Origin of the sequence: Corynebacterium doosanense CAU 212 = DSM 45436 (genome assembly GCF_000767055.1) — a bacterium.
Classification (GTDB): domain Bacteria; phylum Actinomycetota; class Actinomycetes; order Mycobacteriales; family Mycobacteriaceae; genus Corynebacterium; species Corynebacterium doosanense.
The window spans coordinates 1,822,345-1,847,335 of sequence record NZ_CP006764.1 but is presented as its reverse complement, the minus strand read 5'-3'; the positions used below and the strand labels follow the sequence as shown (position 1 = coordinate 1,847,335).

The 24,991-nt window shown below is 68.7% G+C and carries 25 protein-coding genes; 17 read left to right on the top strand and 8 right to left on the bottom strand.

Annotated features, from left to right (window positions below; all coding sequences use genetic code 11):
* Positions 1-4: 4 nt before the first annotated feature.
* The 5 genes from treY to CDOO_RS09035 all read right to left on the bottom strand — a co-directional run bounded on the left by treY (position 5) and on the right by CDOO_RS09035 (position 7,770).
* Positions 5-2,536, bottom strand: a complete 2,532-nt coding sequence (gene treY, locus CDOO_RS09055; RefSeq protein WP_020384525.1) for a malto-oligosyltrehalose synthase — start codon at positions 2,534-2,536, stop codon at positions 5-7.
* Positions 2,537-2,616: 80 nt separating this feature from the next.
* Positions 2,617-3,222 carry a hypothetical protein gene (locus tag CDOO_RS13295; protein WP_018020906.1) on the bottom strand — a complete coding sequence of 202 codons (606 nt, stop codon included), beginning with the start codon at positions 3,220-3,222 and terminating at the stop codon, positions 2,617-2,619.
* A gap of 107 nt (positions 3,223-3,329) precedes the next feature.
* A complete protein-coding gene (locus tag CDOO_RS09045; protein ID WP_018020907.1) occupies positions 3,330-4,778 on the bottom strand; it encodes an exonuclease domain-containing protein in 1,449 nt (482 codons plus the stop codon).
* Between the two features lie 37 nt (positions 4,779-4,815).
* Entirely contained in the window at positions 4,816-7,161 is a 2,346-nt protein-coding gene (glgX, locus tag CDOO_RS09040; protein ID WP_081610295.1) for a glycogen debranching protein GlgX, read from the bottom strand.
* A 48-nt stretch (positions 7,162-7,209) separates the two neighbouring features.
* Positions 7,210-7,770 (bottom strand): TetR family transcriptional regulator, encoded by a 561-nt coding sequence (locus tag CDOO_RS09035; protein ID WP_026159211.1) that lies wholly within the window; start codon positions 7,768-7,770, stop codon positions 7,210-7,212.
* 209 nt (positions 7,771-7,979) lie between these two features.
* Here CDOO_RS09035 and CDOO_RS09030 point away from each other — a divergent pair, with 209 nt between their 5' ends.
* The 4 genes from CDOO_RS09030 to CDOO_RS09015 all read left to right on the top strand — a co-directional run bounded on the left by CDOO_RS09030 (position 7,980) and on the right by CDOO_RS09015 (position 11,844).
* A complete protein-coding gene (locus CDOO_RS09030) occupies positions 7,980-8,660 on the top strand; it encodes a hypothetical protein (RefSeq protein ID WP_155861256.1) in 681 nt (226 codons plus the stop codon).
* A gap of 39 nt (positions 8,661-8,699) precedes the next feature.
* Complete coding sequence (locus CDOO_RS09025; RefSeq protein WP_155861257.1) at positions 8,700-9,257, top strand: hypothetical protein; 558 nt, start codon at positions 8,700-8,702, stop codon at positions 9,255-9,257.
* 86 nt (positions 9,258-9,343) lie between these two features.
* Positions 9,344-10,525 carry an alanine racemase gene (locus CDOO_RS09020; RefSeq protein ID WP_018020912.1) on the top strand — a complete coding sequence of 394 codons (1,182 nt, stop codon included), beginning with the start codon at positions 9,344-9,346 and terminating at the stop codon, positions 10,523-10,525.
* Entirely contained in the window at positions 10,525-11,844 is a 1,320-nt protein-coding gene (locus CDOO_RS09015; protein ID WP_018020913.1) for a D-arabinono-1,4-lactone oxidase, read from the top strand. Before CDOO_RS09020 ends, CDOO_RS09015 begins: the two co-directional genes overlap by 1 nt.
* Here CDOO_RS09015 and CDOO_RS09010 read toward each other — a convergent pair.
* On the bottom strand, positions 11,841-12,914 hold the full coding sequence (locus tag CDOO_RS09010) for a YbjN domain-containing protein (protein WP_162138655.1): 1,074 nt from the start codon (positions 12,912-12,914) through the stop codon (positions 11,841-11,843). The genes CDOO_RS09015 and CDOO_RS09010 overlap by 4 nt on opposite strands.
* A gap of 123 nt (positions 12,915-13,037) precedes the next feature.
* On the opposite strand from CDOO_RS09010, the gene hisD reads away from it, so the two are divergent.
* From hisD to hisH, 6 genes are read left to right on the top strand one after another with little or no spacing between them, the layout of a single operon-like run.
* On the top strand, positions 13,038-14,363 hold the full coding sequence (hisD, locus tag CDOO_RS09005) for a histidinol dehydrogenase (protein WP_018020915.1): 1,326 nt from the start codon (positions 13,038-13,040) through the stop codon (positions 14,361-14,363).
* The gene (locus tag CDOO_RS09000) at positions 14,364-15,461 is read left to right on the top strand and encodes a histidinol-phosphate transaminase (protein WP_018020916.1); all 1,098 of its coding nucleotides are present in this window, start codon (positions 14,364-14,366) and stop codon (positions 15,459-15,461) included.
* A gap of 3 nt (positions 15,462-15,464) precedes the next feature.
* Positions 15,465-16,061 (top strand): imidazoleglycerol-phosphate dehydratase HisB, encoded by a 597-nt coding sequence (gene hisB / locus CDOO_RS08995; RefSeq protein ID WP_018020917.1) that lies wholly within the window; start codon positions 15,465-15,467, stop codon positions 16,059-16,061.
* Between the two features lie 3 nt (positions 16,062-16,064).
* A complete protein-coding gene (locus CDOO_RS08990; RefSeq protein ID WP_018020918.1) occupies positions 16,065-16,277 on the top strand; it encodes a hypothetical protein in 213 nt (70 codons plus the stop codon).
* The gene (locus CDOO_RS08985) at positions 16,277-17,608 is read left to right on the top strand and encodes an MFS transporter (RefSeq protein WP_018020919.1); all 1,332 of its coding nucleotides are present in this window, start codon (positions 16,277-16,279) and stop codon (positions 17,606-17,608) included. The genes CDOO_RS08990 and CDOO_RS08985 overlap by 1 nt, the downstream gene beginning before the upstream one ends.
* 23 nt (positions 17,609-17,631) lie before the next feature.
* Entirely contained in the window at positions 17,632-18,267 is a 636-nt protein-coding gene (gene hisH, locus CDOO_RS08980) for an imidazole glycerol phosphate synthase subunit HisH (protein WP_018020920.1), read from the top strand.
* Here hisH and CDOO_RS08975 read toward each other — a convergent pair.
* Both CDOO_RS08975 and CDOO_RS08970 read right to left on the bottom strand, forming a co-directional pair.
* A complete protein-coding gene (locus CDOO_RS08975) occupies positions 18,264-18,668 on the bottom strand; it encodes a rhodanese-like domain-containing protein (RefSeq protein ID WP_018020921.1) in 405 nt (134 codons plus the stop codon). The two genes, hisH and CDOO_RS08975, sit on opposite strands and share 4 nt — an antisense overlap.
* Positions 18,665-19,186 carry a DinB family protein gene (locus CDOO_RS08970; protein ID WP_018020922.1) on the bottom strand — a complete coding sequence of 174 codons (522 nt, stop codon included), beginning with the start codon at positions 19,184-19,186 and terminating at the stop codon, positions 18,665-18,667. Before CDOO_RS08970 ends, CDOO_RS08975 begins: the two co-directional genes overlap by 4 nt.
* Before the next feature lie 34 nt (positions 19,187-19,220).
* Between CDOO_RS08970 and priA the strand changes: the two genes are divergently transcribed.
* The 7 genes from priA (at position 19,221) to lgt (ending at position 24,910) form a co-directional block, all read left to right on the top strand.
* Positions 19,221-19,955: a bifunctional 1-(5-phosphoribosyl)-5-((5-phosphoribosylamino)methylideneamino)imidazole-4-carboxamide isomerase/phosphoribosylanthranilate isomerase PriA gene (gene priA, locus CDOO_RS08965; protein ID WP_018020923.1), complete on the top strand. Its 735-nt coding sequence runs from the start codon at positions 19,221-19,223 to the stop codon at positions 19,953-19,955.
* Between the two features lie 7 nt (positions 19,956-19,962).
* The gene (locus CDOO_RS08960; protein ID WP_018020924.1) at positions 19,963-20,748 is read left to right on the top strand and encodes an inositol monophosphatase family protein; all 786 of its coding nucleotides are present in this window, start codon (positions 19,963-19,965) and stop codon (positions 20,746-20,748) included.
* Positions 20,749-20,793: 45 nt separating this feature from the next.
* Entirely contained in the window at positions 20,794-21,558 is a 765-nt protein-coding gene (gene hisF, locus CDOO_RS08955; protein WP_018020925.1) for an imidazole glycerol phosphate synthase subunit HisF, read from the top strand.
* Complete coding sequence (hisI, locus tag CDOO_RS08950; RefSeq protein WP_018020926.1) at positions 21,555-21,914, top strand: phosphoribosyl-AMP cyclohydrolase; 360 nt, start codon at positions 21,555-21,557, stop codon at positions 21,912-21,914. The genes hisF and hisI overlap by 4 nt, the downstream gene beginning before the upstream one ends.
* The gene (locus CDOO_RS08945; RefSeq protein WP_018020927.1) at positions 21,911-22,546 is read left to right on the top strand and encodes a TIGR02234 family membrane protein; all 636 of its coding nucleotides are present in this window, start codon (positions 21,911-21,913) and stop codon (positions 22,544-22,546) included. The genes hisI and CDOO_RS08945 overlap by 4 nt, the downstream gene beginning before the upstream one ends.
* A gap of 68 nt (positions 22,547-22,614) precedes the next feature.
* A complete protein-coding gene (locus CDOO_RS08940; protein WP_018020928.1) occupies positions 22,615-23,427 on the top strand; it encodes an indole-3-glycerol phosphate synthase TrpC in 813 nt (270 codons plus the stop codon).
* 523 nt (positions 23,428-23,950) lie between these two features.
* Positions 23,951-24,910, top strand: a complete 960-nt coding sequence (lgt, locus tag CDOO_RS08935; RefSeq protein WP_081610307.1) for a prolipoprotein diacylglyceryl transferase — start codon at positions 23,951-23,953, stop codon at positions 24,908-24,910.
* The last annotated feature ends 81 nt before the right edge of the window (positions 24,911-24,991 follow it).

Below are 24,991 nucleotides of genomic sequence, written 5' to 3'. Positions count from 1 at the left end.
GAGGTTAGCTTGCCGTCATCGGATCGAAGGCGACGACCTGCTCCAGCCGGGAGGCGATGAGCAGGGCGCAGGGGAAGAGCTCAAAGACCTCGCTGACCGGGGCGGTGCCTTCGAATCGACGCCCGGTGAGCAGGTCCAGCCATTCACCCTCGGGGAAGTTCAGGGTGGTGTCGTCCCACCCGCCGCGTGCACCGAGCACCATCGGGCGACGCGTGGCCACGGCGATGACCCCGATCTGCTCCGCACTCCGGGTGTCCTGCGGCCCGCGGGCGATGCCCACCACGTGACCGCTCTGCGGCCCCTGCGCGAAGACCGCGTGATAGGAGCCGCCGGCGAACAGCGACGGCACGGCCCGGCGCACCCGCAGCGCTTGGTGGGTGACGTGCTGCAGGGCCCAGTTCGCGTGTTTTTCCAGGTGCGGGTAGCCGAACAGCTCACCCGCGCCCGCCTCCGTGCGCTCCTCCGCGGCCAGTTCAGCCCAGTCGAGTCCGCCGTCCAGATGGGCGAGGGACTGCTGGCGCGCCGTGTAGTCGACGAAACGCCGGTTGTCGGGATCGACCAGGGAGTCGTCGAAGTACTCCTGGCCCTGGTAGATGTCCGGGATGCCCGCGCCGACGAGCTGCAGGAGTTTGCGTCCCAGGGAGATCTGGGTGGCTGCTGCGGCGATGGGCTGGATGAAGCGGGTGATGGGGGAGGCGACGGGGCCGTCGAGCAGCGCGTCGATCCAGTCGTGGATGGCCTGCTCGAACTGCGAATCCTGGTCCGTCCAGGTGGTCTTCGTGCCGGCCTCGCGGATGGCCTTTTCCGCGTAGTCGTGGAAGCGCTCGCGCAGCGAGTCGGTGATCTCGCCGTCGACAGGCCAGATGCCCAGCAGGTTCTGGAAAAGGAAGTGGCCCGCGGCGGGGTCGGGCGCCGGGACCTGCGCCGTCACCCGGCGGACCAGTTCGCCGAAGTCGCTGGGGACCTCGGACAGGGCGATGATGCGCGAGCGCACGTCCTCGCTGCGTTTGGTGTCGTGGGTGGACAGGGTGGTCATGGAGTTGGGCCACAGCGTCGCGCGTTCCTGCTGGTTGAGGTGGAACTCGGCGGAGGAGACCCCGAAGCGGCCCGGGGCGCCGCCGACCTCCTGCAGCGCGATGAGGCGGGAGGCGCGGTAGAAGGTGGTGTCCTCCACACCCTTGGCCATGACCGCGCCACACACCTGGGCGAAGCGGGACTTGGCCTCCTTCTCCTCGATGAGCGCTGCGGAGATGAGGTCCAGGGCGTTGCGGCGCGAGGGGAACTTCCTGGCCATGTCGGCCACCACCGTCGCGGTCGTGCGTGAGAGGGAGAGGTAGTCGGCGCGGTAGACGGGGATGGCTGCGACGAGCTCCACGATGGTGGAGATGAGCTCGGGCTCGGTGACGTCGGCGCCCGCGGTGGAGTAGTTGTCCCGGCGGATGGCGCGGGCGAGGCGGGCGACCTCTGCTCCGAGCTCGGATTCCGCCACCTCGCGCTTGAGCTGCTGCTCGGCGGCCTCGAACGCGGCCTCGTCCCAGGTGGAGCCGGACTGCTGCAGGGCCAGCATGCCCAGGGAGTCCTCCGCCTCCCGGGAGATGAACACGCCGTCGAACTCACGCAGTGCGTCGTAGCCGGTGGTGCCGTCGACGGACAGGCGAGGATCCAGCGGTTCGGTGTCCGCGAGGATCTTCTCCACGATGAGCCAGCGGTCCGGGCCGACCAGTTCCCGCAGGCGGTTGAGGTAGGCGAAGGGATCGGTGAGCCCGTCCGGGTGGTCCACGCGCACCCCGTCGATGAGGTCCTCCGCGATGAGCTGGCGGAGGATGCGGTGGGTGTGCTCGAACACCAGGGGATCCTCCTGGCGGATGCCCGCCAGGGTGTTGACCGAGAAGAAACGCCGGTAGGAGATGACGCCGTCGCGCCAGAACATCAGGCGGTAGGACTGCCGGTCGTAGACCGCGACGGGGTCGTCGTCCAGGCCCGAGCATGTGCCGTCGGCGACGGGGAAGAAGTTGTCGAAGTACGCGATCACGGTCTCGTCGAGGAGCTCGTCGTGAACGAGCTCGAGTTTGTCCTCGTCGCCGGGGTTGCCCAGGATGGGCATGCCCAGTTTCCCGCCTGCGCCATTGTCGGCGTGCCAGTCGATGTCGAAGTACCCCTCGAACTCCGACTCCTGGCCGTTCTTCAGCACATCCCAAAACCACGGGTTGAGTCGGGGATCCTCGACGCTCATGTGGTTGGGAACGATGTCGATGATGATGCCCAGGCCCGCGTCGTGCGCGGTCTTTGCCAGCTCCCGCAGCCCGTCGATGCCGCCGAGCTCGGGGTTGACCTCGGTGGGGTCGATGACGTCGTAGTTGTGGTTGGAGTTGGGCATCGACGTGAGCACGGGGGAGAGGTACAGGTGGCTCACGCCAAGGGAGGCGAGGTAGGGGACCTGTTCGGCGGCGTCGGAGAAAGCGAAGGCCCTGCCGGACGGGTCCGCTTGCGGTCCCCTCAGCTGGAGGCGGTAGGTAGCGGTGATCGGGCGGCGCATGCGGCTTCGGGGCTCCTCATAAAACTTCTCGACGTGCGAATTTGCCTCACCCAGCATAAAGAAAAGTGCGCCGGCCCGGGTCAGGCCGCCAGAAGCAGTGGGGCCGACTGGGGTGAGAGCACGGTCTCGCGCAGGCCGCTGAGCGGGACGGGGAAGCCGGCCCGGTAGATGAGCTCGGACCCGCGGGAGGGACCGGCCCACGAGGAGGGGTCCTCGCCCCGGACGCGGATCGTCCACGAGGTGTCCTCGTCGAAGGAGTAGATCGGGGTGGCGGCAAAACGCGTGGTCAGATACTCGTTGAGCACGGTGAAGGTTCGGGGATGTGCCAGCCAGCTGGTGGCCGCGGCGCCGTCGACGGCGAGCTCGTTCCAGGGGCGCTGCCCGGGGGCGGCGGGAAGCGCGCGGAGCCAGAACCGCATTCCGGGTTGTGCCCGGGCCAGAAGCAGCAGGTTGGTGGCCGACTGGTCCCACGCGGCGCGGATGCTCAGTCCGGCGCGCCCGAGGTCGGCGGGAGTCTGAATCCGGCCGTTGAGGGAGAGAACGGCATCGTGCCTGCGGGAGAGAGCTATGGCGGCTGCCGGGGAGGGCGCGCCGTCCGTGGAGCGCAGCTGCGGAACCAGGACTCCGGTGGGCCACTGGGCGGTGGGTTGCGGGCAGGACGGTCGGTGAATCAGGGGAGCGGTCACGGCGAGACCTCCGGGGTCGTGGTGCGGGCGGTGTCCAAGCGTTGCCGCGGCGGCTTTCGCGCCGGGGTTACTTTCTTTGACTGCCCGAACCCGGCCGGGGTTCCCTCCTAGAAAGGAGGCTGCTCGTCGAGTCCCAGCGCCTCGTAGAGCTGGTCGGCGGACCAGATCTGGATGTCCTGGCCCTTCTCGTTCAGCTCCTCGGCACGTTTCTCCTTCGAGGTCTTGCTCGCCCAGGCACCCGTGACCAGGATGGTGGACTTCTTGGTGACGTTCTTGGCCACCTGGCCGCCGTGCTCGGCGATCGCCGACCACAGCATGCCCTTGTCGTAGGGCTCGAAGTCGCCGGTGAGGGTGACGTTTTGCCCGTTGAGGGGATCGTCGGGCGAGGCCGCCGCGCTGGGTTCCGGAATCTCGTCCGGGGTGGCCACGGCCTGCCACGGCGCCGGGCCGCGTTTGCCCTGCTCGGTACCGTCGTCTGCCCCAGCCCCAGTCTCCGTGGCAGAGGAGCCCGCACCGGCGGGTGCGCGGAAGTCGGTCCCCGCGCCCGTGGCCTTGTCCTCCTCGCCCCGCATCGCGGCCTGCGGCGCGGGTGAGGTGACGCCTCTGGCCTGCAGGCTCCGACCGGCCCCGGAGCGGTCCTTGAGCACCGAGACGACCTTGCCGTCGGCGATCTCGCCGAGGGTGAGGCCCGTGGCGTGGAACAGCTCCATGAGCGAGCCCGGGCGACCGGCGCGCTGGGCCAGCGCGACGGTGACGGCCCCGGCGGCGCGGGCGTGGGAGGGGGCGTTGTCAGGCGAGGGAACCTCCACGCCGAGGCCCTCGGCGATGGTGGGCAGGCGGTGGTCGGGCAGGTCGAGGTCGCTGTGGCGGGCCAGGGCGAGGGTGCAGCCGAAGAGCGCCTCCGGCGCGGCCGTGCCGGCCGAGGCAGCTGCGGCGTCACGCAGCGCGGTGGCCACGAACTGGGCGTTGTAGGCCAGCAGCGGATCGGAGCCGACGAACTCGAGCACGTCGCCAAGGATCTCACCGAAGCGGGGGCTATCGGAGACGTCCTCGGCTGTGATCCCGTGGGCGGCGAGGGAGGTGTCCTCGAAGTTGTCCAGACCCTCGGGCGGGCGGCAGAGCCAGGTCTTGTCGTCGTGAAGTTCGCCGTCGGTGAATCGCGCGGCGGACACCTGGCACACCGATCCGTACCGCCCGTTGGCCGTGGAGACGGCCAGGGCCACGAAGTCGAGGCCGGCGACGCCGCCGGCGGAGGGATCCTCGCCGCGCTGCGCGGCCTCGAGATCCGCGAGGAACGCCCGGGCGTTGTCCTGCTGGTTGGGGGAGAAGACGATGCGCTCGTTCGCGCCCGTCAGCTCCACCCAGCCCACGTCGACAGCGGTGGGTTCCTGCAGCTCGGTGCCGGTGATCTCCGAGAGCGGGATCTCCACGGTGGAGCCCGCCGCGGCGTCCTCGCCGGCGATGTCCTCGCCGAGGAGGGCGGCGAGCAGCGCCGTGCGGTGGACGGTGACCGAGGACGTGGTCACGGTGACGGTGCTTCCATGGGCGCTGATCACGAGGCGGGCCTTTCCCTGTTAGATGGCGGTGAGTGGGCTATTCGGCGGCGTCCTGGTCGAGCTGGTGGCCGACCCCGGGGGTGAGCGTCACCGGTCGTTCGACCTCGGCGGCCGGACGGGACTCCGTGGGCACCGCGATGGTGCGCGACTCCAGGATGTCCGCGGGATCGTCGGTGTTGGACACCACGGAGCGGTCGCGGCCCTCGGCGTTGTCGGCCTCGTCGTCGTAGATCGGTCGCTCCAGCTGCTTGAGCACCATGGTCGCTCGCGCGGGGACGGTGAGTGTGCCGTTGGCCGCGAGAACCTCGGAGTCCAGCGGGTGGCCGCAGGCCTCGGTGGTGTCCACGATCAGCTGCCACTTCGCGCCCAGGTTCTGCGGCGGTAGGGTAAACTCGATCGGCTCGTGGTGGGCGTTGAACATGAGGATGAAGGAATCGTCGACGATCGCCTCACCGCGCACGTCCGGCTCGGAGATGGCGTTGCCGTTGAGGTAGACCATCAGCGCCTTGCCGAAGTCGAAGTCCCAGTCGTCCTGGGTCATCAGCTCGCCGGAGGGCACCAGCCAGGCGATGTCGCGCTCGCGCACGTCCGAGCCCAGCGGGCCGCCGGAGAGGAAACGACGGCGGCGGAACACGGGGTGGCGCTTGCGGATGGCGATGAGCCGTTTGGTGAAGTCGTGCAGCTCCCGGTTCTCCTCCAGCTGCTTCCAGTCCATCCAGGCGAGCTCGTTGTCCTGGCAGTAGACGTTGTTGTTGCCGTTCTGGGTCCGCGCGATCTCGTCACCGTGGCTGATCATGGGCGTGCCCAGGGACAGCAGAAGGGTGGTGAGGAAGTTGCGGCGCTGTCGGCCGCGCAACTGGAGGATCTCCGGGTCGTCGGTCGGGCCCTCGACGCCGTGGTTCCACGAGCGGTTGTGGGACTCGCCGTCGCGGTTGTCCTCGCCGTTGGCCATGTTGTGTTTCTCGTTGTAGCTCACCAGGTCGCTGAGGGTGAAGCCGTCGTGCGCCGTGATGAAGTTGATCGACGCAGTGGGGCGACGGTCGTTGTTGGCGTAGAGGTCTGAGGAGCCGGTGATCCGGGAGGCGAATTCGCCGAGGGTGGCCGGCTCGCCACGCCAGAAGTCGCGCACGGTGTCGCGGTACTTGCCGTTCCACTCCGTCCAGATCGGCGGGAAGTTACCCACCTGGTAGCCGTTCTCGCCGACGTCCCAGGGCTCGGCGATGAGCTTGACCTGGGAGACCACCGGGTCCTGCTGGACCAGGTCGAAGAAGGTGGCCAGGCGGTCCACGTCGTTGAACTCACGCGCCAGGGTGGTGGCGAGGTCGAAGCGGAAGCCGTCGACGTGCATCTCGGTGACCCAGTAACGCAGGGAGTCGAGGATCAGCTGCAGGGAGTGCGGGTGGCGCACGTTGAGGGAGTTACCCGTGCCCGTGTAGTCCATGTAGTGGAACGGGTCGCCGTCGACCAGCCGGTAGTAGGCCGCGTTGTCGATGCCGCGGAACGCGATGGTCGGGCCCAGGTGGTTGCCCTCGGCGGTGTGGTTGTAGACGACGTCGAGAATCACCTCCATCCCGGCCTCGTGGTACGCGCGCACCATGCCCTTGAACTCGGCGACGGCGTCACCCGGGTTGGCGGTGACGGCGTAGTCGCTCTGCGGGGCGAAGAACCCGAAGGTGTTGTAACCCCAGTAGTTGCGCAGCCCGAGGTCACGCAGGCGGTCGTCCTGCAGGAACTGGTGGACGGGCATGAGCTCGATGGCCGTGACGCCCAGGTCCTTGAGGTAGTCGATGACGGCCGGGTGTGCCATGCCGGCGTAGGTGCCGCGCAGCGTCTCCGGGACGTCCGGGTGCGCCATGGTCATGCCCTTGAGGTGGGTCTCGTAGATGACCGACTCGTTGTAGGGGATCTTCGGCGCGCGGTCGTTGGCCCAGTCGAAGAAGGGGTTGATGACCACGGACGTCATGGTGTGGCCGAGGCTGTCGCTCTCGTTGCGTCCGGTGCCCGGCTCCTCGGCGAAGATGTCGTAGGAGAAGAGGGACGGGTCACCGTCAAATTCGCCGTCGAACGCGCGGGCGTACGGGTCGACGAGGAGTTTGCTCGGGTCGCAGCGCAGCCCGTTGAACGGATCGTACGGGCCGTGGATGCGGTAGCCGTAGCGCTGTCCGGGGGAGACGGAGGGGAGGTAGCAGTGCCAGACGTGGGCGTCGACCTCGGTGATCTCGACGCGCTGCTCGCTGCCGTCATTGTCAATCAAGCACAGTTCGACCCGGTCGGCGACATCGGAGAAGAGGGCGAAGTTGGTTCCGGCGCCGTCGTAGGTGGAGCCAAGCGGGTAGGCGGAACCAGGCCACACTTGTTGTTCTTGGGGGTTGTCTGAGCTCATGAAAAGCGAGTCTATCCGGTGACCCCCGTGATCGTTACACGGGAAAGATCAAGGCCTCGTTCTGGTGATACCTGTGAGCAGCAACGCAACCTGCTCATCGATCTCCTCCCGGGCGACGCTTGTCGACGGCGCCTCCACCGCCCCCGTCATCTCAGCGAACTGTCGGCGACTCTGTTCCTGGACACACGCACCGAGTAGGAGATGAACGATGGCGCTGGCACCGGTCGTCGCCACGCGGGAATCCCCGGACAACTCCGTGAGCTCCTCGCTCAACCGGTCTTCCAGCGCGCCGCGCAGGGGAGAGTCCGGCTGGGCGAGGGCGCTGGCGACGATCTCCGCCCCGTCGCGGTGGGAGAGCAGTACCTCGCGCAGCTGCCCGCAGTAGGCGGCCGGGTCGGGGGAGCCGGCGCCGGGGGAGGTGAGCATGGGCTGGAGAATCCGCTCGGCGATGGCGCTGACCAGCTCCTGTTTGTTGGCGATGTGCCAGTACAGTGCGCCCGGGGCCACGCCGAGGTGGGTGGCGACCCGTCGCATGGTCATGTCGCCCAGGCCGAAGGAGCGGAGAATCTCCATGGCCGATTCGACGATGAGGTTTCGGGTGAGGTTCACCAGAGCCATAGTAGGGGCCTGGTAGGGGCCGGATAATGGACGTTGGTCCATGTCTGATCATTCACGGTGCCCGGGCGGGTTCTTCACAGGAAACTGTGCGACGGTCAGGACTGCCTGCCTAAGTGCGGTTGCTACGTTAGGGCGAGGTTTTTGGATCTCCCTTCCGGATGACCGACTGACTATTAGCCGAATATTTCACAGGAGTACCCGTGCCCGTTTCCCTTAATTTGTCGAAGTTCGCTGTTGCGGCCGTCATCGCCACGCCGTTGGTTCTGGTCGCCTGTGGCTCCGGTGATGACGTCGAGGAGCAGGCAGCCTCCGCCAGCACCGTGACCTCCCAGGCGACGGCAGCCAGCACCACCCAGACGTCGTCGACCACCTCGGCCAGTACCTCCGCCAGCGAGTCCGCCGAGGGCGAGACCCCCTCTGCGGCGGCCGACCAGCCGAGCGGCAGTGCCGCCGACGGCGGCGCTGCTCCGGTGCTGGAGAACCCCTTCGAGAACGGGGACATCGAGGTCGCCCAGCCGGATCCGGTGCAGGGCCGCCCGGCCAGCGCCGAGGAGACCGAGGCGCTGTCCAACCTGGTCAACGGGATCTACCAGCAGCCCTCGCTGCACGGATTCATGATGTACATGCCCAACCACACCTGTGCCGCCACGCTCGAGGCCCAGGGTGGCATTGAGGCCTACTCGCTCGACGGCATCCCGGACATGCCCATGAACCAGTTCCCGGGTTACAGCGAGAGCCGCGTCACGGCCATCGAGAATCAGACCGTCACCGACTCCGGTGACCGCGCGTCCGCCACCGTGACCGTGCAGAGCGCCGAGGGGCCGTCGACCGGCACGATGGTGTTCCAGCACGAGGGTGGCGAGTGGAAGTTCTGCAGCTAGCTGGGGCTCTTCCATGGCCGGGGGCTACCCTGGGCAACCATGTCCACCCGAGTTGCCCGCGCTGACCTGACCGAATCTCGCCCCCGCACTCCGCGGGTGAACCGGTCCGTCGGCTCGGCGGCCGGGCTGCTCGCGCTCTCGCTGGTGGTGTACTCCGTCGCCGGCGCCGTCTGGGGAGCACTGCGCCCGACCTTCGGCGCGGAAGTCTCCACGGACGGCGCGCTGCTGCTGCACGACGCGGACAACGCCCAGTTCACGTCGTTCATCACCTTCGCCCTCATCACGGGTCTCCTGGGGCTGGGCGGGGCACTCTTCGCCTACTTCCGGTTCCGAGGGGAACGCGGGATGGGCATGCTGCTGTGGGTCGCCGCGGTGGCGTTCCTGGCGGCGGTCAGTTTCTGGGCGGTGGGGGAGGTCGTTGCCGACCGGCTCCACCCCGTCCCGGAGCCCTCGGAGCTCGAGCTCGGCGACGAGCTGCGTGTCGTGCCGTCCCTTGTTCCCGGGGTGGCGGCGGGTGCGGCGCCCGCACTGGCCTCGCTGGGTTACTGGCTGGCCGCGGTGCTGGATTTTCTCGCGCCCGAGCCGGCGGAGGAATGACAGACTTTCTCCCGCCAAACTTCCCCGGGTACTTCACAGGCGAAAACTGTCCGGAGGCCTTCGCCCGGTGGGTAGGGTCGCCACCTATGAAAGACGACCTCCGCCGGGCAGTGGCAGACCTGGAAGCGCCCTTTGCCGTGCTGGACCTCGACGCCGCCCTGGACAACGCGGCGGACCTGGTCAGGCGGGCCTCGGCAGCGGGCCGCGACGTTCCCGTCCGCCTTGCCAGTAAGTCCCTGCGGATCCGCCCCCTGATGGAGCGGGTCCTAGCCCTTCCCGGCTACCGGGGTGTGCTCAGCTTCCACCTCAGCGAGGCACTCTGGCTTGTCGACGAACTCACCAGCGACAACGTCCTCGTGGCCTATCCCTGTGCCCACCGGGACGTCCTGGCCCGGTGGATGGGGGAGCAGAGATACCTCGACGCCGTGACCGTCATGGTCGACTCCGCCGAGCATCTCGAGCTTCTTGACACCGTGTACGACCAGGTGCGACCGTCCGCCCGCCTGCGTGTGTGCCTCGACATCGATGCGGGCCTGCGCCTCGGCCCCCTGCGGATCGGCGCGAAGCGTTCCCCCGTGCACGCCCCACGCCAGGCCGCCCACATGGCGCAGCAGATCCTGGCCCGCCCGCACCTGAAACTCGTGGGGCTCATGGCCTACGAGGGGCAGATCGCCGGCACGACCGACACCTCCCGCGCGGTGGCACTGATGAAGAAACTCTCCGTCCGGGAGCTGGCGCCCCGCCGGGCGAAGATCCTCCGGGCGGTCCGTGATGCCGGCGCGACGGAGATCGAGTTCATCAACGGCGGCGGCACCGGGTCGATAGAGACCACGTCCGCGGAGGACTCGGTCACTGAGATCGGCGCCGGTTCGGGGATCATCGGCTCCGCGCTCTTCGACCACTACGCCAGCTTCCGGCCGCAGCCGGCGGAGTGGTTTGTCCTCCCCGTGGTGCGCCGACCCGGTCGCCGGACGGTGACGGTGGCCGGCGGCGGCCGGGTCGGCTCGGGCCCGCCGGGAACGGACCGCCTGCCCGTCGTCGACTGGCCCGAGGGGTTGTCGATGGCCCGGCTCGAGGGGCCCGGGGAAGTGCAGACCCCGCTGATGGGCGCCGCCGCAGCCTCGCTCCGGCTGGGGGACCACGTGTGGTTCCGCGCCGCGAAGGCGGGGGAGCCCACCGAGTTCGCCGACGAGGTCATCGTCGTATCCGGCGGTCGCATCATCGACCGCTGGCCCACCTACCGCGGAGAGTCGAGGAGTTTCGTCTGATGTCCACCTCCACCTGGCACAACTGGTCCGGCCTGATCACAGCCCAGCCCGAGCAGATCCTGCAGCCGCGCACCGAGGCCGAGGTCTGCGAGATCGTCTCCCGCGCCGCCGAGCGCCGTCAACGGGTGAAGGCGGTGGGTGCGGGGCACTCCTTCATGCCGCTCGCGCAGACCGATGGCATCCTCATCAACCTGGATCACCTGTCCGCGGTGACGTCCATCGACCGCAACGCCATGACCGCGCGCATCCTCGCCGGGACCCGGTTGCGTGACATTCCCGACCTGCTGCGCCCGCACGGCCTGGCCCTGGCCAATCAGGGTGACGTGGACCCGCAGTCGCTCGCCGGGGCTATCAGCACCGGCACCCACGGCACCGGCATCGGCCACACCGGTTTCGCGGGCATGGTGAAGGGTTTTCGCATCGTCACCACCGACGGGGTGCTGCGCCACGCGTATCCCGGCGCGCCCGGCCCGGACGGCCGGCTGTTCGATCTCGCCCGGATCTCCCTCGGCGCCTTCGGCATCGTCACCGAGGTAGAGCTCGACGTGGTGGACACCTTCATTCTCCGGGCCTCCGAGCGCTCGGAATCCCTCTCGGAGACCATCTCCCATTTCGAGGAGCACGTCCGGGGGTCCGATCATTTTGAGTTCTACTGGTTTTCCCACACCGATGTCGTGCACGCGAAGAGGAATGCGCGCCTGCCGGCGACCGAGGCCATCACCCCGATTCCGCGCTGGCGCAAGGTAGCGGCGGACGAGGTGACCAACAACGGCGTCTTCGGCGCCATGTGCCAGCTGGCCTCCACCTTCCCCAGGTTGACGGAGCCCTTCGCCCACCTCTCGGCGAGATTCCTGGACCAGCGGGAATACTCCGACTACGCCCACAGTGTCTTTGTCTCCACCCGGCGGGTGCGGTTCAACGAGATGGAGTACTCCGTGCCCCTGTCCGACGCCACCGAGGTGCTCACCGAGGTCCGCGCCGCCCTCGACCGCAGCGACCAGCACGTGCTCTTTCCCATCGAGGTACGCGCCACCGCCGCGGACAACGTCCCCCTGTCCACGGCCAAGGGCCGACAGTCCTGTTACATCGCGGTGCACCGGTTCCACCGCGATGACCACGAGGCGTGGTTCCGGCAGATCGAACCCATCCTGGCCGCCGCGGACGGTCGCCCGCACTGGGGCAAGATCCACACCCTGGGATTCGCGGAACTCAGCGAGCGGCACGAGGACCTGGCGGCGGCCGCGGAACTCCGGGCCGAGGTGGACCCGGACGGCATGTTCGTCAACGACCTCGTGCGCCGCGTCTTCGGAATCGCCTAGTTCGGCCACTCCACGGCGCTGACGCCGGTGGCGTCGGTGCTGATGGTGTCCACCGCGTGCAGGATGTGGTTGATGGCCACGGCGGTGTTGTGCTCGAGCTGCGCGTCGTTGAGCCCGGCGCTCACCGCGACGGTGAACTCCACCCGGACCTGGAGGCCGTCGTCGTCGGTGTGGGTGTAGGCCTTGGTGGTCAGCGTCTCCTCGTTCCAGTCGTTGCACAGCAGGAACACCCGCAGGAAGTCGCCGTCGGGATCGAGGCCGGGATCCCAGTGGCCCTTGACCAGGTAACTCGGCCCGTTGTCGATGAAGAACCCGAAGAGCACGCCGTTGATCCAGGCGATGAGTGCCTCATCCTCGCCGGTGGTCTTGGTGATGCCCAGATCACTCAGCGCCGCCCGCACGCGGTCGACCGTCACCTCGGTGGGGGACTGGGCGTCCCCGCGAAAATCGTCCTCGTCCACCTGATCAGCCCACTCCGTCGTGTCGGTTTCCGCGTGCATCGGCATGGCGTTGTCCTCGGCGCTGCGGCGTTTCTCGGCGGCGCGGTGCTCCATCATCGCGGCGAGGTCCTGCTGGCCGCGCCGTTTGTCCAGCTCGTCGGTCCCCTCCGCGCCGGTCTCGAGATCGGGGTGATCGCCCAGCAGCTCGCGGACGAAGAGGATGGTGGTCTCGATGCCGAGGCGGATGTGCTCGGAAAGCTGCTCATCGCTGAGGCCCTCGTCGATGAGCACGCACGTGCGGGAGTGGATCTCCACCTCACCGTCGTCGTTCACGCGTAACGACGCCGTCGGTCCCAGCCGCTCGTGGTTCCATTCGTTGATCGACTGCGCGGTGGTGGCGATCTCGGAGAAGGACAGGCGCTCCCGGAGCTCTGCCTCGAAGAGGAGGGTGGGCGGCGTGTCGTCGTCGATACGCACGATGAGCACGTGGTTGTTCCACGGGAACACCAGGCGCTGCTCGCCCTCGAGATAGTGGAAGCCGAAGCTTTCGGCGGCGGAGCGCACCCGCGTGAGATCGACGTACAGCGGGACATCGCCACCCGCGGCGGGGCCGGACGATCGTTTGCTCATCATTACCCCCTCAGAAAAGACGTACCTTCTGCAGTGTACGGGTGGCCACCTGGGCCGGGTGTCCAGGCCGGGCACTAGAGTGACACGCAGTAGAAAGCCTCAACGGAAAGGCACGGCGAGACCATGCTGAAGATCACCGACCTGCGCGGAACCACCCCGTCCACGGCGGGGCTGCGCGCGGCGCTCCCGCGCGGGGGAACGGATGTGGCCGCCGTCCTGCCCACCGTCGCCCCCATCGTCGAGGCCGTGCGCCAGGGCGGTGCTTCCGTCGCGCTGGACTACGGCGAGCGTTTCGATTCCATCCGCCCCACCTCGGTCCGCGTCCCCGCCGAGGTGATCCGCGACGCCGCGGACACCCTCTCGCCCGAGGTCCGCGCCGCGCTGGAGGAGTCCATCTCGCGCATCCGCGCCGTGCACGCCGAGCAGAAGCCCGCCTCCCACACCACCACGCTCGCCGACGGCGCCACGGTCACCGAGGTCTTCCGCCCGGTGGAGCGCGTGGGCCTCTACGTCCCGGGCGGACAGGCGGTCTATCCCTCCAGCGTGCTCATGAACGTCATCCCCGCCCAGGAGGCCGGGGTGTCCTCGCTGGTCGTGGCCACGCCGCCGCAGTCGGAGTTCGGCGGCTGGCCGCACCCCACCACGCTCGCGGCCTGCCACCTGCTCGGCGTGGACGAGGTGTGGGCGGTCGGCGGTGCGCAGGCCGTCGCGCTGCTCGCGCACGGTGACGAATCCGCCGATCTGGTTCCCGTGGACATGGTCACCGGCCCGGGCAACATCTTTGTCGCCGCCGCGAAACGCCTGGTCAACGGCACGGTCGGCATCGACTCCGAGGCCGGCCCCTCGGAGATCGCCGTGCTCGCCGACGACACCGCCGACGCCGTCCAGGTCGCCTACGACCTCATCAGCCAGGCCGAGCACGACCAGCTCGCCGCCTCCGTGCTCATCACCGACTCGGAGGAGCTCGCCCGGGCGGTCGACGCCGAGATCGAGCGCCGCTACACGGTCACGTTCAACGCCGAGCGGGTCCGGGAGGCCCTGGAGGGTGCGCAGTCGGGCATCGTGCTTGTCGACGACCTTTCAGCCGCCATCGCCGCCGCCGACGCCTACGCCGCCGAGCACCTGGAGATCCACACCCGAAACGCCCGCGAGGTGGCCGAGCGGGTCACCCACGCCGGTGCCGTCTTCGTCGGCGCGTACTCGCCGGTGCCCCTGGGCGACTACGCCGCCGGTTCCAACCATGTCCTGCCCACCTCGGGCACGGCGCGGTTCAACCCCGGCCTGTCCACCCACACCTTCCTGCGCCCGGTCAACCTCATCGAATACGACCGCGATGCGCTCCAGGAGATCGGCCCGCACATCATCGCGCTCGCCGACGCGGAGGCCCTGCCTGCACATGGGGAAGCGATCCGCGCCCGCTTCGAAGACCTGCCCACCGGAGGGAAGTAAATGTCCGAGACCACCCTCGACCAGTTGCCGCTGCGCGACGAGCTCCGAGGCCAGTCCGCCTACGGCGCGCCGCAGCTCGACGTCCCCGTCCAGCTCAACACCAACGAGAACCCCTACTCGCCCTCGCAGGCGCTCATCGACGACCTCGGCGACACGGTGGCCAAGCTCGCCCCGCAGCTCAACCGCTACCCGGAGCGCGACGCGGTGGAGCTGCGAGACGCCCTGGCGGACTACGTCTCCCGCCAGACCGGCGTGAGTGTCACCCGGGAGAACCTCTGGGCGGCCAACGGCTCCAACGAGGTGCTGCAGCAGCTGCTCCAGGCCTTCGGCGGGCCCGGGCGCACCGCGATCGGTTTCACCCCCTCGTACTCCATGCACCCGCTGCTCGCCGCGGGCACGCAGACCGAGTTCCTCTCCATTCCGCGCGGGGAGGACTTCCGGATTGATGTGGCGGTGGCGCTGGAGGCCGTCGATAAGCATCAGCCGGACGTCGTGTTTGTCACCACGCCGAACAATCCCACCGGCGATGTCACGTCGCTCGAAGACATCGAGCGCATCGTCGCCGCCGCGCCGGGCATCGTCATCGTCGACGAGGCGTATGCGGAATTCTCCGCCTCGCCGTCGGCCACCACGCTGCTGCGCAAGTACCCGGCCAAGCTCGTCGTCTCCCGGACCATGAGCAAGGCCTTCGACTTCGCGGGCGGGCGCCTCGGTTACTTCGTCGCGGACCCCGCGTTTGTCGAGGCCGTCATGCTGGTGCGCCTGCCGTACCACCTGTCGGTGCTCTCGCAGGCCGCGGCGATCGTCGCGCTGCGCCACGCGGACGACACGCTAGCGACCGTCGCGAAGCTTTCCCGGGAGCGTGACCGGGTGGCCGCGCGTCTGACTGAGCTCGGCTACCGGATCGTGCCCAGCGAATCCAACTTCCTCTTCTTCGGGCGTTTCGACGACCCGCACGCCACCTGGCAGGCCTTCCTGGACAGGGGAGTGCTCATCCGCGACGTCGGCGTCGGCGGACACCTGCGGGTCACCATCGGCCTACCCAGCGAAAACGACGCGTTCCTCGCGGCGGCAGAAGAACTCAGCAAGGAGAACTAAATCATGCGTACCGGCACCTCCTCCCGCACCACCCGGGAATCCGACATCCAGGTGGAGATCAACCTCGACGGCACGGGCCAGGTCGACGTGGCCACCGGGCTGCCGTTCTTCGACCACATGCTCACGGCGTTCGGCACCCACGGGTGCTTCGACCTCACGGTCAAGGCGCGTGGCGACGTCGAGATCGACGCCCACCACACCGTCGAGGACACCGCCATCGTCCTCGGCCAGGCGCTGCTCGAGGCCCTCGGCGACAAGTCCGGCATCCGCCGCTTCGGCCAGCGCCAGCTGCCCATGGACGAGACACTGGTGGAGGCTGTTGTCGACGTCTCCGGCCGGCCGTACTTTGTCATGAACGGCGAGCCCGGGCACATGGACCACCAGATCATCGGCGGCCACTACGCCACCGTGATCAACCGGCACTTCTTTGAGACCCTCGCCTTCAACGCCCGGATCACCCTGCACGTCAACGTGCACTACGGCCGCGACCCCCACCACATCACCGAGGCCGAGTACAAGGCCGTGGCCCGGGCGCTGCGCGAGGCCACCGAATCCGACCCCCGGGTCAGCGGCGTTCCCTCCACCAAGGGCGCGCTGTAGGGCATGTCGATCCTTGCTAGTGTGGCGCAGAACGATTCGCCGTCTGCCCTGACGTACCTGCCGGTCTGGTTGCTGTTTCTCCTCGCCGGGTTGCTCGTCGGCGGAGCCTGGTCCGCGTACCAGGGTTCCTCCAAGGTGGCGACTATCCTCATGGCGGTCCTCGCGGCGCTGGCGACGGCCGCCGCCCTGGTCATCTTGTTAGGAGAGATAGGTTAGTGTCCCCGCAGGTTCTTCCCCGAGCTGAGATCGAACGACTCGACAGCATGTGGAAGAGTCCCGGGTTCACTCCCACTCTCGTGGCCATCGCGGCCGCCTTCGGCGCGTGGTCGCTCCTGCTGCCGGTCATTCCCCTGGCCGTTCTCGACTCCGGCGGATCCGCCGGGCTGGCCGGTGCCTCCACCGGCGTGTTCATGCTCGCCACGGTGATCACCCAGATGTTCACCCCGCTCATGCTGCGGCGTATCGGCTACAACCCCGTCATGGTCGCGGCCGCCTTCATGCTCGGCGTCCCCGCGCTCGGCCACCTGCTCGGCACCGAGGCCTGGGTGGTCCTGCTCTTCTCCGCGCTGCGCGGCATCGGCTTCGGCGCGCTGACGGTGGCGGAGGCGGCGCTCGTCGCCGAGCTTGTGCCCGTGCGGTTCCTGGGCAAGGCCACCGGCACCATGGGTGTGTTCATCGGCCTGGCCCAGATGATCATGCTGCCGGCGGGACTGTTCCTCGCGCAGGCCGCGGGTTACGACACGGTGTACATCACCGCGGCGGTCGTCGCGCTCATCGCCGTGCTCATGTGCCTGCGCATCCCGCGCCTCAAGGCAGCGCCCGCGCGTCCGGCCAGCGCCGGACAGGTCGCCGGCGAACCCCAGCATGTGCCCATGTGGAAGCTGGTCCTCGTGCCGGCGCTCGCGCTGACCACCCTGTCCATGAGCTTCGGCGCGGTGTCCTCCTTCCTGCCCGCGGCCGTGGTGGAGAGCAACCCCGCCGCGGGCGCGGTCATCGGCGGCTTCATGCTGTCCATCGTCGGCGGCTCGGCGATGGTCCCGCGTTATCTGGCCGGCGTCATCGCCGACCGGACCGGCCAGCCGGGCGGGCTGATCATCTACGCCCAGGTCGCCGGCCTGGCGGGCATGGCGCTCATGGCGGCGACCGTCGCCTGGGGTTGGCCCGTCTGGCTGCTGGTGGTCGCGGCGGTCCTCTTCGGCGGTGGGTTCGGTGCCGTGCAGAACGAGGCCCTGCTCAGCATGTTCCAGCGCCTGCCACGCTCCAAGGTCTCCCAGGCCTCCGCGGTGTGGAACATCTTCTACGACGCCGGCACCGGCATCGGTTCGGTGGTCTACGGTGCCATCGTCGCCGCCTGGTACTACTCGGGCGCGTTCACCGCCGGGGCGCTCATCATCGTCGTGGGCATCGCCCTCACCGTTGCCGACCGCATCGTGGGCAGGCACCGGGTCAGCGAGTACGACAACATCCGCACCCGGCTCCAACGCGTGCGCCCCGCCGCGCGGCGGCGCACCACCCTCACGCAGGCGGACCTTCCACCCCGAAACTGAGGGCGTGTCTTAGACTCTCTCCCATGGCTAAATCCGTCGCACTGCTCGACTACGGCTCCGGCAACCTCCGTTCCGCGCACCGCGCGCTGGAGCGGGTCGGCGCCGACGTGACCATCACCTCCGACCCCAAGGTCGCCGTCGCCGCCGACGGGCTGCTCGTCCCGGGCGTCGGTGCACTCGCCGCCTGCATGGCCGGGCTGCGGGCCGTCAACGGCCCCCGCGTCATCGGTGAGCGCCTCGCCGGCTCGCGCCCGGTCATGGGCATCTGCGTGGGCATGCAGGTGCTGTTCGACTCCGGGGACGAGCACGGCATCCACACTGAGGCCTGCGGGGAATGGCCAGGCTCCGTCACCCGGCTACAGGCCGACGTGCTCCCGCACATGGGGTGGAACACCGTCGACATCGCCGAGGATTCCCAGCTCTTCGCGGGGCTCGACGCTGACACCCGCTTCTACTTCGTGCACTCCTACGCGGCCAGGAACTGGGAACTCAACCCCGAGCCGCCCATGGAGGCGCCGAAGGTGTCCTGGGGCGAACACGGGGGAGACCGCTTCGTCGCCGCCGTGGAGAACGGCCCGCTATGGGCGACGCAGTTCCACCCGGAGAAGTCCGGCGACCCGGGAGCCGTGCTCCTGGAGAACTGGCTGAAGAGCTTCTAGGCGCGCACGTCCGCCGGCCCCTCGCCTGCGGGAAGCCCAGCGGCAAACCAGGCCTCGGCCCCGCCGATCATGTCGGTGGTGTTGACTAGGCCCATCTCCTTCAGCTGCGCCGCGGCCACCGAGGAGCTGAAGCTGTGTCGGCACACGAGGATGTAACGCCGATCCCAGTCGGTGGCTTCGGGGATCCGCCACTCGAAGGTGGGGTCGAGGCGCCAGGGCAGCACGGTGAGGTCGATGACCACCGCTCCGGGCAGTTCGCCCTGGGCGGCGCGGTGGTCGGGCATGCGGACGTCGATGAGCGTCGCCGAACCCGTCCGCACTTCGTCGTACGCCTGCTGCGGCGTCACCCGGTCCAGCCGCGCGCGGGCTGCCTCGAGCAGTGCCATCGCGCCGCGGGTCACGCCGGGCCCACCGCGCGGCCGGTGACCATGCCGGCGACGTGCATCGCGGCGCCGACGTGCTGCTGGGCGTCGTCGATGATGGAGACGATGCGGGTGCCGCGGGTGACGTGCGGGGTGTAGTTGTGGTCGATGACCTCATCGAGATCCTCCGGCGACAGCGACGCGGCGTAGGCGCAGATCTCACCGAGAACCGCCGCGAGGTAGCGGGTGAGCAGGGAGAAGTCCGTCACCTGGATCTGCGCCGCCTGCTCGGGGATGTGGCCGAGGCCGAAGGTGTCGCCGATCTCGCCGAGGTCGAACTCCTCGCGGTAACCCAGGCGCGTCCACACCTCCTCCACGTCGGTCAGCGCATTCAGCTGGACGTCGGCCTGGCGCGCCGAGTGCCACAGCAGCCAGGAGATGGAGTTGGGGTGATCGCCCGGGTGGGCGAGCAGCTGCCCGGCGGTGAGATCTGCCAGGTTCTCCAGCTGGTCGACGGGGCGGGAGGCGAAGTCGGAGATAATTTCGGCGGCGTTCATGCCCGCCCACCCTACAGCGCTAGTATCAGTGACCATGACGTTCACACTCTTGCCCGCGGTCGATGTCGTCGACGGCCAGGCCGTGCGCCTGGACCGGGGCGAAGCTGGCACGGAGAAGTCCTACGGCACCCCCCTCGAGTCCGCGCTGCAGTGGCAGGAGCAGGGCGCGCAGTGGCTGCACTTCGTGGACCTCGACGCCGCGTTCGGCCGCGGCTCCAACCACGAGCTCATGGCCGAGATCACCCGCACGCTGGACATCAACGTGGAACTCACCGGGGGTATCCGCGACGACGCCTCCCTTGAGCGTGCGCTGGCCACCGGTGCGAAGCGCGTCAACATCGGCACCGCCGCCCTGCAGCAGCCGGAGTGGATCGCCCGCGTGCTGGGAGAGTACGGCGAGAAGGTCGCCGTGGACATCGCCGTCGAGGAGGTCGGCGGGCAGTACCGCGCCAAGGGCAACGGCTGGGTCTCCGACGGCGGCGACCTCTGGGAGGTCCTCGAGCGCCTCGACTCCGCGGGCTGCCAGCGTTTCATCGTCACCGACGTCTCGCGCGACGGCATGCTCTCGGGCCCGAACATCGAACTGCTGCGCGACGTCTCCGCCGCCACCGACGCGGCCGTCACGGCGTCGGGCGGGATTTCCTCGCTTGACGACGTCCTGGCGGTCTCCCGCCACCTCGACGAGGGCATCGATTCCGTCATCATCGGCAAGGCGCTCTACGAGAACCGCCTCACCCTCCCCGAGGCCCTTGCCGCGGTCAGTGCCTGAGGGCCCCATGGATCTGCGCGCGATGCTGACCCTGGCAGAGAGGGTGGTGGACGAGGCGGAGGCGATGTTCGTCGCCGGCCTGGGGGCGGATCCCGCTGAGTTCAAGGGCCCGGGTGACTTCGCCACCGAGGTCGACCTGGAGATCGAGTCCAGCGTCCGGGCCCTGCTCGAGGAGACCGACATCCCCGTCTACGGCGAGGAGGCCGGGGGAGCGTACTCCTCGGACGCGGTGTGGGTGGTCGATCCCATCGACGGCACCAGCAACTACGCCGCCGGCAACCCCATGTGCGCGATCCTGCTCAGCCTGCTGGTCGAGGATCAGCCGGTGCTCGCGGTGACGTCGCTTCCGCTGCTGCACCGCCGGCTCACCGTGGTCTCGGGCGGGCCGCTGGTGGTCAACGGGCGGGAGGCGCCCGCTCTGGCCCGGCGTCACCGGATGGTCACCCAGGTCGGGTTCTCCTCGGTCTCGTCGCGCTCGCGTTCGCCCTTCACCTCCGACGAGCGGCTGGAGATGCTGGGCATCCTCGCCGCGGGTTCCCTGCGCCCGCGGATCACCGGGTCGGTGGGCGCGGACCTGGCGCTGACCGCGCAGGGGATCTTCGACGGAGCCATCAGCTTCTCGCCTTATGTGTGGGACAACGCCGCCGGGGTCGCGCTGGTGCGGGCTGCCGGGGGAGTGGTCACCGACATCGACGGCCGCGACTGGACCCCGGACTCCACCGGGGTGGTGGCGGGGACTCCCGAAGTCCACGCGGAGCTGATGAGTACCATCAACACGGTCAGAAATTCTTGAGCGCCCAAACCTTAGGTTGCTCAGAGCAAGGAGCACGTTAGTCCCATGGCCCTAGCCATCCGAGTCATCCCCTGCCTCGACGTCGACGACGGCCGAGTGGTCAAGGGGGTCAACTTCGACAATCTCCGCGACGCCGGTGACCCCGTCGAACTCGCCGCACGTTACGACCGCGAGGGCGCCGACGAGCTCACCTTCCTCGACGTCTCCGCCTCCAAGGCCGGCCGCGGCACCATGCTCGACGTGGTCCGCCGCACCGCCGAGCAGGTGTTCATCCCCCTGACCGTGGGCGGCGGCGTGCGCTCGGAGGAAGACGTCAACGAGCTCCTGCGCGCGGGCGCGGACAAGGTCTCCGTGAACACCTCCGCCATCGCGCGCCCCGAGCTGCTGCATGAGCTCTCCCGCCGCTTCGGCTCCCAGTGCATCGTGCTGTCCGTGGACGCCCGCCGCTCCGCCGACCAGCCCTCCGGCTTCGAGGTCACCACCCACGGCGGTTCCCGCTCGGCCGGTATCGACGCGGTGGCCTGGGCGCGCAAGGGCGAGGAGCTCGGCGTGGGGGAGATCCTGCTCAACTCCATGGACGGCGACGGCACCCGCGACGGCTTCGACCTCGAACTCCTGCGCCTGGTGCGCGAGGCCGTGAACGTCCCGGTCATCGCCTCGGGCGGTGCCGGAACGGCCGCGCACTTCCCGCCGGCCGTGGAGGCGGGCGCCGATGCCGTGCTCGCCGCCTCGATCTTCCACTTCCAGGAAGTGAGCATCAGCGAGGTCAAGCAGGAGCTCGCCGCTAACGGATTCGAGGTGCGCCAGTGAGCCCCGCGGAGTATGTGCTGGACAGCGCCGTCGAGAAGCGGGTGACCTTCAACGCCGACGGCCTCGTGCCCGCCGTCGTCCAGGCCGCCGACACCGGCGAGGTGCTGATGATGGCGTGGATGGACACGCACGCGCTCGCCTACACGCTGGCCACCCGCCAGGGCACGTACTACTCACGCTCGCGCCGGGAATACTGGATCAAGGGCCTGACCTCCGGAAATGTCCAGGAGGTCACCGAGGTGCGCCTCGACTGCGACGGCGACACCGTCCTGCTCAAGGTCAACCAGACCGGCGGAGCGTGCCACACCGGAGACCGGACGTGCTTCGACGCCGACGTCCTCCTGGAGGCGCGATGAAACGCCAGGCAGCACTGCTCATCGGGCTCGGCGCGCTGATCCTCTGGATCTCCTCGCGGTCCCGGTGGCTCACCGTCTCCGTCTTCGACGACCTCGCCGGGGCCGCCGTGCACGACCTGCCCGGTTCCGTCTGGTCGACGGAGGCGACCGCCGTCGCCCTGCTCCTCGCCGTGGCCACCATTGCGGCGCTGGCTTTGCGACGCCTGGGTCGACGACTCGTCGGCATAGTCGCCGCGCTTGCCGCTGCCGGTGCGAGCTGGACCCCACTCACCCTCCTGACCGGGGAGCCCGACCCGCAGCGTGCCCACGCCCTCCTCTCCTCGGGTGCGGCGAGCCAGCGGGCCAGCGACCCGGTGAGCATCTCCTCCTGGGCGCAGGTCACCTCGATCGACGTCGCCACCCTCGGGCCGGCGCTGGCGCTGCTCGGGTGTGCCGTCGCCCTGGTGGGCGGCGTGCTGCTCGCCCTGCGCCCGGGTGTCGACGGCCCCAAGCTCAACAAATACGAACGCAAGGCCGCCCGCCGGGAAAAGCTTGAGGAGGACCTGCGCACCTCCCCGGATTCCGGGCGGGTCATGTGGGACGCCCTCGACGACGACATCGATCCCACGGATCCCACGGATAGCGCCCGCTGATTTCAGTTGTGTCGTACCCGGCGGTTAACATTTTCTCAAAGACCACCGGGACGTAAGGGAGAGGGCGCATGAGCGGTCCTTTTGCTGTCAACCGGATCGTCGCCGGGATCCTGGATGATGTCGCCGCCCGGGAGGCCGTGACCTCGTTCCAGTCGATCAAGCACCTTTCCCGACAGGCCCCCGAACCCCGTGACGCCGCCGCCGCGATCCTCAGATCCGGCTGCGGCGTTATTGCTGAGATCAAACGCCAGATCCCCATCCGCGGCCAGAGCATCGACATCTCCTCCATGTCGGAGTTCGCCGCCTCCATCGAACGCGCCGGCGCCCACATGATCGCCTGCCAGACGGAGAAACTGCGTTACGCCGGCTCCCTGGAGGACATGCGCGAGGCCCGGCTCGCCGTGGACCTGCCCATGATGTGCCGCGACATCATCGTCGACCCCTACCAGATCCACGAGGCCCGCTACTTCGGTGCCGACATCGTGCCCCTCCAGGTGGAGCTGCTCGGCCAGGCCCGCCTGGTCTCCCTCATCGACCGCATCGAATCCCTCGGCATGACCGTGCTCGCCGAGGTGCGCAGCCCCGAGGAGGCCGACCGGGCCCTGTCGGCCGGGGCGACGGTCGTGGGTGTCAACGCGTGGTCCATCAACTCCGCCGAACTCGACCGGGAGAACTTCAACTCCATCGTCCCCGGCCTGCCCCCGGAGGTCCTGCGGATCGCCCTCGGCGGGGTGCGCACCGCGAAGGACCTGCTGTCCTATGCTGCCGCGGGTGCGGACGCCGTCATCGTCGGCGAGGCGATCATGAGCTCCGAGGATCCGGCGGCCAAGGCGAGGTCGCTGGTCGCCGCTGGCCAGCATCCCGCGTGCCCGTCGCGGTGATTCCTTTTTGAGGGGTGGTTTCCGCTGGTTTCGGCCTCGAGCGGGCCGGAGGACCTACCGAAGAGGGGTTCGGCGTACCCAAACAGGCCTTTCGGTAGGCACTCAGGTACGCGGTCCGCTGGTTTCGGCGTCGAGCGGGCCGAAAGACCTACCGAAGTGGGGTTCAGCGGGGTTCGGAAGTGCTTTCGGTAGGCACTCAGGTACGCGGTCCGCTGGTTTCGGCGCCGAGCGGGCCGGAAGACCTACCGAAGAGGGGTTCGGCGGGGTTCGGGGGTGCGTTCGGTAGGCCCTCAGGTACGCGGCCGGCTGGTTTCGGCGCCGAGCGGGCCGAAAGTCCTACCGAAGTGGGGTTCGGCGTACCCAAACAGGCCTTTCGGTAGGCACACAGACCGGGGGGCAGCCACACGACTTACCAGGCAGGGCCCCAAACTGGTACCCAGCGACCCCATGGTGGGCGGCACGCCGGGGACCCGGTGGACGGCGGCGTCGATAAGCATCGGGCACACTGTCTGGGGTGAACACCATGATTCTCGCCAATATCCCTTCGCCGCCGCAGGGCGTGTGGCAGGTCGGACCCGTCCCCATCCGTGCGTACGCGCTGTGCATCATCGCGGGCATCCTGGTCGCGCTGTGGCTGACGCTCAGGCGTTTCCGGGCCAAGGGCGGGGATCCCAACGAGGTGTGGGACGCGGCGATCGTGGCCATCCCTGCCGGCATCGTTGGGGGCCGGCTGTACCACGTGATCACCGATGCGCCGAAGTATTTCGGCGAAGGTCGCAATCCCTGGCAGGCGTTGAACATCACCGCCGGCGGGCTGGGGATCTGGGGCGCGATCGCCCTGGGCGCGGTGGCGGTCTGGCTGCTGTTCAAGTTCAAGAAGGTTCCCCTCGCGCCCTTCGCCGACGCGGTGGCACCCGGCATCATTCTCGCGCAGGGGATCGGCCGGTTGGGCAACTGGTTCAACCAGGAGATCTACGGCCGGGAGACGGACGTGCCCTGGGCACTGGAGATCTACTACCGGGTCGACGAACACGGTCAGTTCGCCCCGCTGACGGGCCGCTCGACGGGTGAGGTCATCGCCACGGTGCATCCCACGTTCCTCTATGAGCTGCTGTGGAACGTGCTGGTCTTTGTCCTCCTGCTGTGGGCGGAGAAACGATTCCGGCTGGGCCACGGCAGGGTGTTCGCCCTGTATGTGGCCGGGTACACGCTGGGCAGGTTCTGGATTGAGCTCATGCGCGCCGACGACGCCACCATGATCCTTGGCCTGAGGGTGAACACCTGGGTGTCCGCGATCGTGTTCCTCGTGGCGGTCGTGGTGTTCCTTCGGCTGCGCAAGGGCCAGGAGACGCCGGCCGAGGTGGATCCGCGTCCGCGGGATGAGCAGGGGGAACTGATCACGGCGAAGGGTGACGGAAATCCCACGAACCGGAATGTGGACGAGATGCCCACTGAAGTAGCGGGGCAGGAAAAGCGCAGGTAGGTTGGGGTCGGAAATCGCGGACACCCTCGCGCCACTGTGAGGTATCCGGAAAAATACTACTAATCAGCACGCTCAGGTTAA